At 30.7% G+C, this 14,983-nt stretch carries 14 protein-coding genes and 1 riboswitch; all 14 genes read right to left on the reverse strand.

Going from position 1 to position 14,983, the window contains the following annotated elements; all coding sequences use genetic code 11:
- Window position 1: 1 nt before the first annotated feature.
- On the reverse strand, window positions 2-1,045 hold the full coding sequence (gene rlmN, locus CLOBL_RS11920) for a 23S rRNA (adenine(2503)-C(2))-methyltransferase RlmN (protein ID WP_077859237.1): 1,044 nt from the start codon (window positions 1,043-1,045) through the stop codon (window positions 2-4).
- 17 nt (window positions 1,046-1,062) lie between these two features.
- On the reverse strand, window positions 1,063-2,379 hold the full coding sequence (gene rsmB, locus CLOBL_RS11925; RefSeq protein WP_077859238.1) for a 16S rRNA (cytosine(967)-C(5))-methyltransferase RsmB: 1,317 nt from the start codon (window positions 2,377-2,379) through the stop codon (window positions 1,063-1,065).
- A gap of 16 nt (window positions 2,380-2,395) precedes the next feature.
- Complete coding sequence (locus CLOBL_RS11930) at window positions 2,396-3,088, reverse strand: zinc metallopeptidase (RefSeq protein ID WP_009169119.1); 693 nt, start codon at window positions 3,086-3,088, stop codon at window positions 2,396-2,398.
- Window positions 3,089-3,103: 15 nt separating this feature from the next.
- A complete protein-coding gene (gene fmt / locus CLOBL_RS11935) occupies window positions 3,104-4,030 on the reverse strand; it encodes a methionyl-tRNA formyltransferase (RefSeq protein WP_077859239.1) in 927 nt (308 codons plus the stop codon).
- 22 nt (window positions 4,031-4,052) lie between these two features.
- On the reverse strand, window positions 4,053-4,505 hold the full coding sequence (gene def / locus CLOBL_RS11940; protein ID WP_077859240.1) for a peptide deformylase: 453 nt from the start codon (window positions 4,503-4,505) through the stop codon (window positions 4,053-4,055).
- A 15-nt stretch (window positions 4,506-4,520) separates the two neighbouring features.
- Entirely contained in the window at window positions 4,521-6,716 is a 2,196-nt protein-coding gene (gene priA / locus CLOBL_RS11945) for a primosomal protein N' (RefSeq protein WP_077859241.1), read from the reverse strand.
- Window positions 6,717-6,798: 82 nt separating this feature from the next.
- Entirely contained in the window at window positions 6,799-7,983 is a 1,185-nt protein-coding gene (gene coaBC, locus CLOBL_RS11950) for a bifunctional phosphopantothenoylcysteine decarboxylase/phosphopantothenate--cysteine ligase CoaBC (protein WP_077859242.1), read from the reverse strand.
- A 1-nt stretch (window position 7,984) separates the two neighbouring features.
- On the reverse strand, window positions 7,985-8,203 hold the full coding sequence (rpoZ, locus tag CLOBL_RS11955) for a DNA-directed RNA polymerase subunit omega (RefSeq protein ID WP_009169114.1): 219 nt from the start codon (window positions 8,201-8,203) through the stop codon (window positions 7,985-7,987).
- Complete coding sequence (gene gmk, locus CLOBL_RS11960) at window positions 8,184-8,822, reverse strand: guanylate kinase (protein WP_077859243.1); 639 nt, start codon at window positions 8,820-8,822, stop codon at window positions 8,184-8,186. Before gmk ends, rpoZ begins: the two co-directional genes overlap by 20 nt.
- Window positions 8,822-9,094, reverse strand: a complete 273-nt coding sequence (locus CLOBL_RS11965; protein WP_009169112.1) for a DUF370 domain-containing protein — start codon at window positions 9,092-9,094, stop codon at window positions 8,822-8,824. The genes gmk and CLOBL_RS11965 overlap by 1 nt, the downstream gene beginning before the upstream one ends.
- A 14-nt stretch (window positions 9,095-9,108) precedes the next feature.
- Window positions 9,109-9,990 carry a YicC/YloC family endoribonuclease gene (locus tag CLOBL_RS11970; protein WP_009169111.1) on the reverse strand — a complete coding sequence of 294 codons (882 nt, stop codon included), beginning with the start codon at window positions 9,988-9,990 and terminating at the stop codon, window positions 9,109-9,111.
- Window positions 9,991-10,311: 321 nt separating this feature from the next.
- Window positions 10,312-12,054 (reverse strand): methyl-accepting chemotaxis protein, encoded by a 1,743-nt coding sequence (locus CLOBL_RS11975; RefSeq protein ID WP_077859244.1) that lies wholly within the window; start codon window positions 12,052-12,054, stop codon window positions 10,312-10,314.
- Window positions 12,055-12,189: 135 nt separating this feature from the next.
- A riboswitch (cyclic di-GMP riboswitch) is annotated at window positions 12,190-12,273 on the reverse strand.
- 488 nt (window positions 12,274-12,761) lie between these two features.
- Entirely contained in the window at window positions 12,762-13,187 is a 426-nt protein-coding gene (locus CLOBL_RS11980; protein ID WP_009169109.1) for a hypothetical protein, read from the reverse strand.
- 209 nt (window positions 13,188-13,396) lie between these two features.
- The gene (gene spoIVA / locus CLOBL_RS11985) at window positions 13,397-14,875 is read right to left on the reverse strand and encodes a stage IV sporulation protein A (RefSeq protein ID WP_077859245.1); all 1,479 of its coding nucleotides are present in this window, start codon (window positions 14,873-14,875) and stop codon (window positions 13,397-13,399) included.
- Window positions 14,876-14,983: the final 108 nt, after the last annotated feature.

Below are 14,983 nucleotides of genomic sequence, written 5' to 3' on the forward strand. Positions count from 1 at the left end.
ATTATTCCCTCTCTATTTCTTGGGTTTGTATATAACTTCTTCTAAGTTGTCCACATGCTGCGTTAATGTCACTTCCCATTTCTCGTCTTACAGTAACTTCTATCCCATGGTTTTTCAATATTTCTGAAAAATCATCTATTGATTTTTTGGAAGATCTTTTGTAGGAATTTTCTTTTATCTCATTTACAGGTATTAAATTAACATGGCAAAGCATACCTTTTAATAGTCTTCCTAATGCTTTTGCATCTTCCGTGCCATCATTTACATCTTTAACTAAGGCGTATTCAAATGTAATTCTTCTGTTTGTCTTACGGATATAATATTGGCAAGCTTCTAATATTTCATTAATACTATACTTGTTTGCTATGGGCATAATTTCTTTTCGTTTTTCATCACTAAATGCATGTAATGAAATCGCAAGAGTTACGCTTAATTCTCTATCCGCCAACTCATATATTTTAGGTACAAGTCCACAGGTAGATAATGTTATATGCCTTTGACCAATATTTAATCCATATTCTGCCGAAACTACTTCTAAAAATTTAACAACATTTTCATAATTATCTAGAGGTTCTCCACTACCCATTAGGACTATATTAGATATCCTCTCATTAATATAATTTTGAACCACAAGAACTTGAGATAAAATTTCTCCTGTTGTTAAATTTCTTACTTTCCCTTCAATAGTAGACGCACAAAATTTACATCCCATTGCACATCCAACTTGAGTGGATATGCATATGGAATTTCCATGCTTATATCTCATAAGAACGGATTCTATTAAATTTCCATCTTTAAAACCAAATAAAAACTTCTCTGTCCCATCAATATTAGATTTATAAACTTCTATTATTTTTGGTAAATCTATAACAAAATTTTCTTTTAGCTTTGATATTAAATTTTTAGGCATATTTTTCATACCTTCAAACTCTTTTACGCCTTTATATACCCATGATAATACTTGTTGGCCTCTAAATGCACTCTCTCCATTTTCCTTCATCCATACTTTAAGTTCTTCTAAAGTATAATCTAGCAAATTATTCATTTACTCACCTACTGTTACTATCTTTTTTCAAGTTTTGCAATAAAAAAGCCATCCATATTTTCATTTGGCATAATAGTCAAAGAGCCATTTTTATTGTATATTAAATTATTTTGATTTCCAATAAATATTTTCTTTATACTGCAATCCTTGTGGCTGCTTAAAAACCAATCAATGTTTTCTTCATTTTCTTCTTTATTTAGAGTACAAGTTGAATATACCATTATTCCGCCACTTCGTAAATACTGCCACGCATTTTCCATTATTTCACGTTGAATTGGTATAATTTCTCTTAAATCAGACCTAGTTTTATTCCATTTAATTTCTGGTTTCTTTCTGATTATTCCAATTCCTGAACATGGTACATCTATTAGTATTCTGTCACTTGATTCAACTAGCTCAGGATTTAACTTAGTTGCATCATTTGTATTAATTTCAACGTTAGTTATTCCAAGTCTCTCACAATTCTCTTTTATTAATCCTAATTTAGATTCATGTATATCAAACGCTAATACTTTTCCAGTGTTTTGAAGCATCTCTGCTATATGAGTAGTTTTTCCACCTGGCGCACTACATAAATCTATGACTTTCATGCCTTCTTCTAATTCTAATAAAGGAGCTACAACCATGGCACTTTCATCTTGCACTGTAATCTTTCCTTCTTTAAAAAGAGGATTACTTTCTATAGATTTACCGCCTTTTATACAAATTGCTTCTGGGCAGATAACTCCTTCTTCAATATCATATTCAAGCTTCTCTAATTCTTCAAAAACTTCATCATAATCAGCTTTAATCTCATTTACTCTAACGCTAACTTGTGGAATTGCATTTAATCCTAGCATTATTTTCTTTGAAAGATTTTCTCCATACTGCTTAATGAGTAGTCTTATCATCCAAGGTTCAAAAGAAAACTTATATGCATATTCGTCAATTTTATTACCTACAACTTCAATTTCATCTGGGTTCTTTGTAAAACTTCTAAGTATACCATTTACAAGCTTTGAATCATTTTCTGATATTTCCTTAGCTTCTTCTACAGCTTCATTACATGCAGCATAGCTTGGTACCTTATCCAAGAAATTCATTTGATATACTGCTACTCTTAAAATATTTAAGATATCTTTTTTCATTAACTTTATATCTTTTACAAAGTTTGAAATTATAATATCTAATGTTTTCTTTCTTCTTAAAACTCCATATACAATTTCAGTTAATAATGCCTTATCTTTATCATTTAATTCTGCTTCATTTAATTCTTTTGCTAGTATTATATTAGAATAAGCTCCCTCATCTAAGACTCTATTTAATATTTTTACTGCTAGTTTTCTACAATCCATATGCTACCTCTTCTAATCATCTATTTCTATCATTGCTTATTGCAATAAGTCTTATTAATTGTGATACTGCCATAAGTGTTGCTGCTACATAAGTCATAGCCGCTGCATCTAGTACCTTTTGTGCACTTTTAGTTTCATCACCATATAAAATTCCTCTTGAGCCCAGTATCCTTAAAGCTCTGCTTGACGCATTAAACTCAACTGGTAATGTTACTATTTGAAATATTACCACTCCTGAAAATAAAAGTATTCCAAGTGTAGTTAATCCTCTAAATCCTAGAAATAAACCTGCTATAAATAATATCCATGATAAACTTGAACCAAGGTTTACAGCCGGTACTATTGAATTTCTTATAACTAACGGCGCATATCTTTCTTTATGCTGAATTGCATGCCCAACTTCATGAGCAGCTATTCCCGCTGAAGATATGGTCCCATTATAAAAAACTTCTGGTGATAATCTTAATACCTTTTGGGATGGATCATAATGATCACCAAGCTTAGAATTTACAACTTCTATTCTAACATCATGAAGTCCTGCTTCATCCAGCATCATTCTTGCAACCTGCTGTCCAGTATATCCATTTCTGGTTCCAACTCCACTATATTTACTATATGTGCTGTTAATTTTAGTTTGTGCCCAAAATGAAATTATTATTGCTGGAATTAACATTATCATTGTTGGGTCAAAAAACGGATAAAAATGCATTAGTACATCCCTCCATTATTTTAATATTATATTTTTATTTATTTCATGCCCATTAATATACTGTTCTATAGTAAGCGGCTTACCATTTGGAAACTGTACTTTTTTTATAAGAAGCACACCTTCTTTACATGCAACCTTAACACCATTTTTGCTCACATCTATAATAGTTCCTGGTTCCTTTAAAGTATCTTCTTTTAAAGCTTCTGTTTCAAATATCTTCATTCTTTCATCATTATAATTTGTATACGCAATTGGCCAAGGATTTAATCCTCTTACTAAATTATGAACTTCTATTGAACTTTTATTCCAATCAATACTTGCAATATTTTTATCTAATGGCTTTGCATAGAAAGTTTCATCTCCCTGTTTTTCTGGAGTTATACTTCCATCTATTATTCCCTCTATGCTTTTAACTAAAAGATCTGCTCCTCTTACCTTTAATAAATCAAACAATTCTCCTGCAGTCATGCTATCGGGAATTTCGACTTCGTCTTTAAGAAGCATATCGCCTGTATCTATACCTACATCCATAAGCATTGTAGTATTCCCCGAAACTTTTTCACCATTTATTACTGCCCATTGAATTGGTGCAGCTCCCCTATACATCGGAAGTAGTGATCCATGAAGATTTATACATCCATATTTAGGTATGTCTAATACTTCTTTTGTTAAAATCTGTCCAAAGGCTACTACAATTATAAAATCCGGCTTAAGATCTTTTAATTTTTGAATTAATTCTGCATCTTCTCTAAGTTTTATTGGCTGATACACTGTAATTTCATGCTTCACTGCCTCTTCTTTAACTGCTGAATATGCTAGTTTCTTACCTCTTCCCTTAGGCTTATCTGGTTGAGTTAAGACAGCTTTAACACCATATTTCTCAATTAACTTACTTAGAGAAGGAACTGCAAAATCAGGAGTACCCATAAATATTATATTCATTTTGCTTTCCTCCTGCTTCTATTTACTTTTTTAAAGGCTCTTTAGCTCTATCAATGAACAAAGTGCCATTAAGATGATCATATTCGTGTAAAATTGCTCTTGCAAGTAATTCTTCACTTTCTATTTCAAATTCTTCACCTTTTTCATTTAAAGCTCTAGCTCTAACATAATTAGGTCTCATTACCTCTCTTGTTTCCCCTGGTAAGCTAAGACAACCTTCTTCATCTACCTGTTTTCCGTTTGTTTCTATTATTTCAGGGTTTATAAATACTAAAGGACCTTCCCCAATATCTACAATAAACAATCTTTTTAATATGCCAACTTGAGGTGCTGCAAGACCAACTCCATCTGCTTCATACATAGTTTCTTTCATATCTTCAATTAATGTTAATAATCTATCGTCTATTTTTCCAACTTCTCTACATTTCTTACGTAATGTATCGTCACCATATTGCCTTATATTTCTTAATGCCATTTTTCGCACTCTCCCCTACGTCATATTGTTAGGATTAATATCTATACTAATCCTTATTTCATTATATACACTCTTATTTAATTGATAAAGTATATCTTTTACTTTTTCGCTAAATTCATCGTTAAAATTTCCTTTTATTATTATCTGCCACCTATAATTTTCTTTTAGTTTAGTTATAATACAAGGAACCGGTCCTAGCATAGTAATATCTTCTACTATTAATTTTTTCAGATTATATTCTAAAGTATACATAAATTTTTTTAATTTTTCCTCAAATTTCGAGGAACCATTAATTAATAATATTTTACCAAAAGGAGGATTACTCATCAACCTTCTAAGTTCTATTTCCCTTTTAAACAAAGACACATAATCCTCTTCCTTGGCATATTGTAAACTATAATGATCCGGTGTATAGCTTTGGACAATAACTTTCCCATCATCTTCACCTCTGCCAGCTCTTCCTGCAACCTGAGTAACTATTTGATAAGTTCTTTCTGCTGATCTATAATCTGGTATATTTAAAGACATATCCGCAGCTAAAATCCCAACCAAAGTCACATTTTTAAAATCTAACCCTTTAGAGACCATTTGAGTTCCTATTAAAATATCCGCTTCTCCATTTTTGAAGGAATTATAAATAGATTCATGTGAATTCTTATGCCTTGTTGTATCAACATCCATTCTTAGCACTTTAGCCTCTGGGAAATACTTTTTCACTTCCAATTCAACTCTTTCTGTTCCCGCTCCAAAAAACTTCACATATTTGCTGCCACACTTCGGACATATCTTAGTGACCTTCTCTGCTCTTCCACAATAATGACATATTAAATATCCATTTTTATGATATGTCATGGAGACATCACATTCCGGGCACTTAAATACATGCCCACAGCTTCTACAGGAAATGAACGTTGAATAACCTCTTCTATTCAAAAACAAAATAACTTGTTTTTTATACTGTAAAGTTTTATCAATGTTTTCTAAGAGTTCTCTGCTGAATAATGAGAGATTTTTACTTTTGAGCTCTTCTCTCATATCTATTATATGCATTTTCGGCATTTTCTTTCCATTAACCCTTTTAAGCATTTCAATCAGAGTATAATCACCCTTTAATGCTTTATAATAACTTTCAATGCTCGGCGTAGCAGATCCCAATATTAGTTTACATTTTTTTTGCTCACATATAAATTCACTTACTTCTCTAGTATGATATTTGGGGTTATGATCAGATTTATATGTATTTTCATGCTCTTCATCAATTATGATAAGCCCAAGATCCTTAAGTGGTAAAAACAGTGCGCTACGTGCTCCTATAACTAATTTAGCTTTTCCAGTCTTTACTCTATACCATTCATCAAATCTCTCTCCATCGCTTAACCTGCTATGAAATAGTGCTACATCTTCCCCAAATCTGCCTTTAAACCGCTCTATCATTTGAGGGGTTAATGATATTTCAGGTACTAAAACAATTGCACTCTTACCTTGACTTAACATTTCCTGAACTAATCTTATATAAACTTCAGTTTTTCCTGATCCTGTAACCCCTTTTATTAGATATTTTAAGTTTGAGCCATTTAGAATTTCGTTTAAACATTTTTTTTGCTCTTCCGTAAGAAATTCATTGTTATAATTCTCATATTTACGAGTGTTGTATCTAAAAACCACTTGTTCTTCTATCTTTAATACATCTTTTTCTATAAGCTTATTTAGAGAGTATAAAGAAAATTGTTTGTCACTTGTAATTTCTGTTTTAGTATAAACACCATTATTTTCAGCTATGAAATCATATAATTTTATATAATTTTCTTTCTTAAGTTCGTCTACATCTATTTGCTTGTTAATATATACAACTTTTTTCTTTTTTTCCTTTGAACCTTTCATAATTCCAACCGGAATCATAAGGCGGATAGCATCAATATACTTACAAAGATACTTTTTTCTCAAAAAATGAATGAGTTCCATTTTATCTTCTGTCAATATAGCTTCATCATCGCATAAACTTAGGATCTTTTTAACTTTATATTGAACTTCATCTGTATTCTCATCCACTATAGAAAATACGAATCCTTCTACCGGCTTACTTCGCATTCCAAATGGGACCTTAACTCGAAATCCGACCCTTATATCCTCCACGAGTTCATCCGGTATTTTATATGTAAATGTTCGATCTATTTCTAAGGCATCGCTATTAATAATTATTTCCGCATACATAGTACTTCTATACCACCCCCCTTTTTACAATTTTAGATTTATTTATCTATTTGCCCTATATTAACAAAAGAAGCGCAAATTTCTAGCGCTTCTCAAGTATGATATCAAATAAGTTACTTGCTATTTTTTCTTTACTCATTTTATCTAAATACACTTTTTTACCTTCGTTAGATAAAATAATTACTTTGTTATCCTCAGAAGCAAAACCAGTATCATCTGCGGTTATATCATTTGCTACAATATAATCTAAATTCTTTTTCGAAAGCTTAAGTTTAGCATTTTCTTCTAAGTTTTGACTTTCAGCCGCGAATCCTACTAAAATTTGTTTTTCTTTTTTATTTCCAAGCTCCTGCAAAATATCATTATCTCTAATAAAATCTATAGATAAATCATTGTCAGCCTTTTTAATTTTCTGTGTACTATAATTTTTAGGCTTATAATCTGCAACAGCAGCTGATTTTATAACTATATCTGCATCGCTAAATGCTTTTAAAGCTTCCTCTCTCATCTCTTCATTTGTTGAGACTTTTATAAGGTTAACATTCATAGGCACTTCAATAGAAGTAGGACCTGATATTAATGTCACATCAGCACCTCTATTTCTTGCTTCTTTAGCTATTGCATATCCCATTTTTCCAGTTGATTTATTTGTAATGAATCTTACTGGATCTATTTCAGCTACAGTCGGCCCTGCTGTCACTATAACTTTTTTATTTAATAAATCTTTTTTTTCGTTAATTTCCATCAAAACTCTGTCAACTATAACTGCTGGGCTCTCAAACTTTCCTGCTCCAGTTGTACCGCATGCAAGTCTGCCTGAAATTGGATCTATAAATTCATATCCATACGCTTTAAGCTTCTTAATATTATCTTGAACAATAGGATTTTCATACATATTTGTGTTCATAGCTGGTGCAAAGATAACCTTTGCCTTTGTTGCCATTATTGTAGTTGAAAGCATATCATCTGCAATTCCATTTGCAACTTTTCCAATTATATTAGCCGTTGCAGGCGCTACTAAAAGCAAATCTGCTTTTGTAGCTAAACTTATATGTTGGATTTCCCACGCCTTTGGTTCTGCAAACATGTCACAGGTAACCATATTTTGACTTAATGATTGAAATGTAAGAGGTGTCACAAACTTTGTAGCGCTTTCTGTCATAATGACATCAACATTTATGTCTTTTTTTACAAGCATACTTACAATATCCAAAGCTTTGTATACTGCTATTCCACCACTTACACCTAACACTACATTCTTCTTCATTTTATTTTGAACCTTCTATTACAACTTCATATTCAATTGCATCTTGATCTACCTCATTTATTGCAATTGTTAAAGGCTTATTTGAATTTAATGAAATACGCGGATTAGAACCGTCTATTATTTGCCTTGCTCTTTTTGATGTTAAAATTACTAAAGAATATCTGTCATGCACCTTTTCTAATAAATCTACCACTGATGGATTAATCATAGAGTTGTTCATGAATAATTCCCTCCTTTGAATCTAATATACTTTCTTTTATTCTATCTACCCTGCATTTTTCAGCAGCTATTATTGCTTCTAATTTTTCGACCGCTACATCTACTTTATCATTTACCACTGCATAATTATATTTTGATACAAAATTTATCTCTTGGTAAGCTGATTTAAATCTTTTCATTAAAGATTCTTTAGTTTCGCTGCCACGATTTATTATTCTCTGTCTTAATTCAGACATAGATGGTGGAAGTATAAATATAAATACACCATCACTTGCATTTTCTTTAACCTTTAAAGCACCTTGAATATCTATTTCTAGAATAACATCTTTACCGTTTTCTAAAAGTTCTTCAACATTTGATTTAGGTGTTCCATAAAAATTATCATATACCTCTGCATATTCTAAGAAATCATCTTCTTCTATTCTCTTCTTAAATTCATCTCTACATATGAAATGATAATTTACACCGTCTATTTCTCCATTTCGTGGATCTCTTGTAGTTGCTGATACAGATAAAGCTACTTCTTTATTTCTTTCTAAAAAGCTTTTACAAATAGTACCCTTTCCTGCACCTGATGGTCCTGATATAACTATTAATAATCCTCTCCCATTTGCAATCATTATTCATCATCCTCGTCAACTGCAATATCATCTTTTGTAGACAATCTGTGAGCCACAGTTTCAGGTTGAACTGCTGACAATATAACATGATCACTATCAGTTATTATAACCGCTCTAGTCCTTCTACCATAGGTAGCATCAATTAACATTCCCCTGTCCCTTGCTTCTTGAATAATTCTTTTAATAGGCGCTGATTCCGGACTTACAATTGCGACTAATCTATTGGCCGAAACTATGTTTCCAAAACCGATATTTATTAATTTAATTCCCATTTTATTCCTCCTGATTATTCAATATTTTGAATTTGTTCTCTTATTTTTTCAGTAATATTTTTAATTTCAATTACTTTATTAGTCATATCTATATCTGTAGATTTAGATGCTATAGTATTTGCTTCTCTATTGATTTCCTGAATTATAAAATCAAGCTTTCTTCCGATTGGCTCATTTAAATCTAAAGTGCTCTTTACTTGACTCAAATGACTTCTGAGCCTAGTAATCTCCTCATCCACAGCAGCTTTATCAGAGAGTATTGCCACTTCTAAAGCAATTCTGGTTTCATCAATATCTACACCAGACAGTAACTCATTCAGTCTCTCTTCAAGTTTTTTCTTATAGTTTTTAGGTATAGAATCTGCTACTTTTTCAATTTCTTCAACATATTTTTCTATCATTTGAATTTTCAGCAGAATATCAGTTTTTAGCTTTTCGCCTTCTCTGCTTCTCATCTCTTCCATTAAATTAAGAGCTCCTTCAATTAATGGAGAAATTTCACAAAAAATTTTATCCAAATCTTCTTCTTTTTCTTCTAATGTGATTACATCTGGAAGTCTTGCTATTTTAGTCGTAGATATATCATCAATTGAATTCAATTCATCTTGAATTCTTTTAAGGCATTCATAATACTCTTTAGCTAATTCCATATTTAAATTTACTTTTCCAGAATTACTTCCATAATTTTTATAATTAATAAAAACATCAACTTTTCCTCTGTTTAATCTTTTACTAATTATATTTCTTATTTTTTCTTCTAAAGCTAACATAGTTCTAGGCATCCTGATATTTATGTCTAAATACCTATGATTTACACTTTTCATTTCTACTGAAAAACTTACTTCTTTTCCTTCTTCACTTTGAGCCCTTCCAAAGCTAGTCATACTTTTTATCAAATTCGCACCTCCTTTATATACACTATGCCAATTCAATTTAAATCAATCATAATTAATTTATTCTTCTGTGTCAATGATTTGTTCACACATTGTTAACATTTTATTTTTTAACACTGTAATTTTTTCTTCATCAATTGAAAATTGTACATTGTGACTTGTCAATTAAAACCTCTCTACATCATGATTTTATAAGCTTTCAAAGCTAATTTTTTACGACTTCTTGCAAAAAATAAACAGCCTAATTAAAACCGGAATTAGACTGCTTATAAATACATAAATATATTCAAACTATTTTATATCTCTTAAATATGTATAGATCATCTACGAAACCTTAAATTTACTTATTTGTTGCTTTTGTCTTTGCACATTTTCCTCCAAGCCACTACATTTCATTCGCACATTGTCAGATTGTATAGTTATATCATTCACTTTTTGAGCCGCATTTACTGCTCCCTGAGTTCCATCGGTTGAAGCTTTTGCCACACTATTTATAGATTCCATCATTTCACGTAAAGAAACTGATAACTCTTCAGTAGCCGAACTAAATTTCAGTACTAGCGAATCAATAAAAACCGCATCTTTACTATATTGGTCGGCCACTTTAAGCATTGTATCATATTCTCTTACAACTTCATTCTCTACAAAATCAATTAAATCATTAGAACTTGAAGATAGATTTGTTACTGAATTTGTTATTAGAGCAGTTACTTTTTTAATTTCAGATACAGTAGTCTTAGATTCTTCAGCCAATTTTCCTATTTCTTCTGCTACAACTGCAAATCCTCTTCCTGACTCTCCTGCTCTAGATGCTTCTATAGAAGCATTTAATGCTAACAAGTTAGTTTGTGCTGATATTTCCATTATTGTATCTGATAATATCTCAATTCGTTCTATTACTTTTGAACCTTCAATTGATTTCTGAACCTCTCCTATAACTTCTTTAATAATTTCTTGTACCTTCTTTTCAGATTCATCAAAATTATTTTTTATATTTTTAGCTCTGTCACTTATTATTTTAGCTTCGCCAGCTCCTTTTTTAGATTCTTTAGTTATATTACAAATAAAATCTTCTATTCCTTTTGCTGAGACAGACATTTCTTCAGTTGCTGCGAGATTTTCTTCCATACTTGCTGACAACTCTTCGGTAACAGATGCCACTTCTTCAATATTAGTATCAAGTTCATTAATATTCCCGACAATATTGCACACAGTTTCTTTTACATTATCGCTTCCTATAGTTATTTCTTCAAACAATTTTTTGAGTGAACTTCTCATTATAGTTATTGCACTCATTATATCTCCTATTTCATCTTTTCTCCCTGTCATCTCCTGCAGTAAATCTTTTGAAAAGTCTCCTTTAGCAATTAACTCTAAATTTTTTATCGCTAAAGATAACGGCTTGGTTATAGTTTTGTTAATAATAGTTGAAATTACAATTACAACAAGAGCAACCAAACAAGCTACCGCAATTAATATTATTATCGTCTTATTTATAAAGACTGATGCCTGTCTTTCTACTGATGCATTATTTTCATTTGCCAACGTAACAACCTTGTCTATGTATTGCCTATGATTATTATAAGCTTCTAAAAGTGGTCCATTAACTATACTTTCTGCCTTTTCTTTATCGCCCTGTCTAACTGCTGAAAATAATTCATCATCTCTTATTTTAAAAAACTGAGCAGCATACTTGTATGAATCTTCTATCATATACTGCCTCATGTCCCCTTTTGGCAAGGTTTTATCCCAATATTCATGCCTTTCATTATAATCTTCTTCCAATTCCTCACTTCTTTTAATTATCTCTTCTATTTTACTCTTATCATTTTCATTTAATAGTTGATATGCCAACAAATCCGATTCTATTATGTATTCTGGAGGCGGTAAAATATCAGCCACCAAGTCCTTCCCTTGAACTATTTCATTGTACATTTCCCCATTTACTTTGACCTTAGATAGGGAATATAATGAGCATAATCCAAAAATAATAAACCCTAACATAAAACAGCAAATCACCACTATAAGCTTACTTCTTATTTTTAATTTGTTAATTAACTTGAACATTTTACCCTCTCCTTCTATTCTAACAATTTGGCAATTAATACAACTTATCTGCCAGCTTGCTCTTATCCTGCATATTGCTTTGCTTTTATTCAATAATTATTGACCTGTTTTTCATAAAAAAAGACCGACCTTAATAAAAATAAAGGTCGGTTGCACTAGTAACTCTTCATATATAAAGTGCCCAAAATAAATATATGAATCATCGTTCCCCATATTAATTAGCACATATTAATTTTCCCGAAAATAGTCCATTGTAAAAATCATCCATATAAAAACTATATATAATTCAAACCATATTTAATATAATTTTCTATATTTGTAAAAAACTTTATTAAATACATTTTACCACAATATCTTTTAATGTTATACATTTTTATATATTTTTTACTATAATTTAACTTAAAACAATCTCAATTCTATTGTTTCTTTATTATTTATTTAAATTCAAATCTTAAAATAGCAGCCTCATACGTTAATTTACAATTAAAATAAAACTATTTTAATTACATTTAAAACCTTTGCCTTCGCAAGCAGTTACCAAAAAAAAAGATTGCCCACAAACATTTATTAAAATGTTGTAAGTAATCTCCATTGATATTATTATTATTTTTTGGCAGGTCGGCGTATCCTGCATCTCTGGTTACTAAAAAAATAGCGCATGAGGAGCCCTTTCTCACCTCAAAAAATAAACTTACATTAAAAGAATATCATAGTATCTTCTCTTCTAATTCAGTTTTTTCAACTTTAATTAATCTACCTCTGTATATTCTTGAATTTAACTTTGACAAGGTTATTGGATACATTGTTGCCACGTATATATATTCATCTTCCAAATCAATCTCCAACCCTAAAAGTATAATGATATTATCGACTTTTCTTATTAATTCAAGAGAGCCACAGACTCCTCTTCTATAATCCAATCCAGCATATTCAGGATCTTTTATAATCTTTTCTATAATATCTATTATATTATCTTTCATTTTTTTGGTGAATTGCTTACCATGTCTTTTTTTTATGTGGTTTATAACACCCGGAGAGGCATAAACAATTCTAGATAAATCAAGCTCCAAGAGCTCACTTATAGAGACTTTTATTTTTCCAACTTTCTTATAAGCCTTATACTCTCTTTTCATAGATACCCCTCATTTATATCCTTTTCTTTATTATATCCTAATGGTATGTATTTTTCCACTTATTAATATAAAACATGGTAAAAAAAGTGTTGATTTATACTATCTTATATAAAGAAATATGTAGTAATTAATCATCCATTATATTTCTATTTAACTGTCCCTTAGAAATCAACACTTTATGAAAATATGAAATTTTTATATACATCCTTCTAAAGTATTATACAAATCAATCCGCCATTTCCTTCATTAATTATCTTTTGTAAAGTCTTTTGAATCTTTACTTGGACATCTTCCGGCATCTTATAAAGCTTGTTTTGTAATCCCTCTTTTACTAACACTTCTAAGGATTTTCCAAACATATTACTCTGCCAAAGTAGAGTTGGGTCTGTTTCAAATTGTTCAAGAAGCCCTTTTACTAATTCCTCTGACTCCTTTTCAGATCCCATTAATGGACTTATTTCTGTTTTTATATCACATTTTATAAAATGCAAACTTGGAGCACTAGCTTTTAACTTTACTCCATACTTATTTCCTTGTTTAACTATTTCCGGTTCTTCAAATTTCATTTCTGCAAGCTGTGGTGCAACTAATCCATATCCAGTTTCCCTTACATCATCTAAAGCATCCTTGACTTTATCATATTCACATTTTGCATGGGTTAAATCTTTTATTATTCCAAGCAGGTCACTTTCTGAGTTAACATCTAAATCACATATTTCACTAAGTACTTTATAAAAAACATCATCTTTAGGTTTCATAAGTACATTGGCAATTCCACGTCCTAAATCAACCTCTTTTATTGTAGCTTTCCCCATATAATCGTCATTTTCAAAATTATTCAAACAATACTTTATGTCTCTAACTTTACAAACATCTTGACTCATGTTCATAATTATGTTGAAAAAATCCTTTTTAAGCCAATGGCTGCCTTCTAACTTTTCTAACCATTCAGGCATATCAATATTAATTTCTTTTACAGGGAATTCTGTAAGTACATGTTTAAATACATCTTGAACGTCTCCCTCCTGCATATTTTGGACGTCCATAACTTGTACTGTAACATTATATTTATCCTCTAATTCCTTTTTTAATGTCTTAGCTTCTGGTGAGTTAGGTCTGTTTGTATTTAGGACTACAATAAATGGTTTGTTTAAAGATTGTAATTCATATATTACTCTCTCTTCTGCATCTATATAATCATCTCTATCTATTCCTGTTATACTACCATCTGTTGTAATCACAAGACCTATTGTTGAATGATCTTTAATTACCTTTCTTGTCCCAATTTCTGCTGCATCTTCAAAAGGAATTTCATAATCGTACCATGGTGTGTGAACCATTTTACTCTGTTCTCCATCCATGTATCCTAATGCCCCTTTTACAATATATCCTACACAGTCAACCATTCTAACTTTGAACTTAATTTCATCTCCTAAGTTTATTTCAACAGCTTCATTTGGAACAAATTTAGGTTCTGTTGTATGAATGTTTTTTCCTGATCCGCTTTGTGGTAATTCATCTTTTGCTCTTTCTTTTTTATAAGTATTATCAATTTTAGGTATTACCATAAGGTCCATGAACTTTTTTATGAATGTAGATTTTCCTGTTCTAACTGGACCTACAACTCCTACATATATGTCCCCTTGGGTTCTATCAGCTATATCCTTGTATATGTTAAAATTATCCACAAAATTCCCTCCTATATTCTTTTTCCAATATATATATATTCATTTAAGTTATAAAATATACAGTTAATGTTAAATAAAAAAATATCAGGATTACTCATTTATCATTTT

Source organism: Clostridium sp. BL-8 (genome assembly GCF_002006495.1).
Lineage (GTDB): Bacteria > Bacillota > Clostridia > Clostridiales > Clostridiaceae > Clostridium.

Coding starts and splice junctions, on each gene's coding strand:
- rlmN (WP_077859237.1), bottom strand. CDS start 1,045: ATGAATAATTTGCTAGATTATACTTTAGAAGAACTTAAAGTATGGATG.
- rsmB (WP_077859238.1), bottom strand. CDS start 2,379: ATGGATTGTAGAAAACTAGCAGTAAAAATATTAAATAGAGTCTTAGAT.
- CLOBL_RS11930 (WP_009169119.1), bottom strand. CDS start 3,088: ATGCATTTTTATCCGTTTTTTGACCCAACAATGATAATGTTAATTCCA.
- fmt (WP_077859239.1), bottom strand. CDS start 4,030: ATGAATATAATATTTATGGGTACTCCTGATTTTGCAGTTCCTTCTCTA.
- def (WP_077859240.1), bottom strand. CDS start 4,505: ATGGCATTAAGAAATATAAGGCAATATGGTGACGATACATTACGTAAG.
- priA (WP_077859241.1), bottom strand. CDS start 6,716: ATGTATGCGGAAATAATTATTAATAGCGATGCCTTAGAAATAGATCGA.
- coaBC (WP_077859242.1), bottom strand. CDS start 7,983: ATGAAGAAGAATGTAGTGTTAGGTGTAAGTGGTGGAATAGCAGTATAC.
- rpoZ (WP_009169114.1), bottom strand. CDS start 8,203: ATGAACAACTCTATGATTAATCCATCAGTGGTAGATTTATTAGAAAAG.
- gmk (WP_077859243.1), bottom strand. CDS start 8,822: ATGATTGCAAATGGGAGAGGATTATTAATAGTTATATCAGGACCATCA.
- CLOBL_RS11965 (WP_009169112.1), bottom strand. CDS start 9,094: ATGGGAATTAAATTAATAAATATCGGTTTTGGAAACATAGTTTCGGCC.
- CLOBL_RS11975 (WP_077859244.1), bottom strand. CDS start 12,054: ATGTTCAAGTTAATTAACAAATTAAAAATAAGAAGTAAGCTTATAGTG.
- CLOBL_RS11980 (WP_009169109.1), bottom strand. CDS start 13,187: ATGAAAAGAGAGTATAAGGCTTATAAGAAAGTTGGAAAAATAAAAGTC.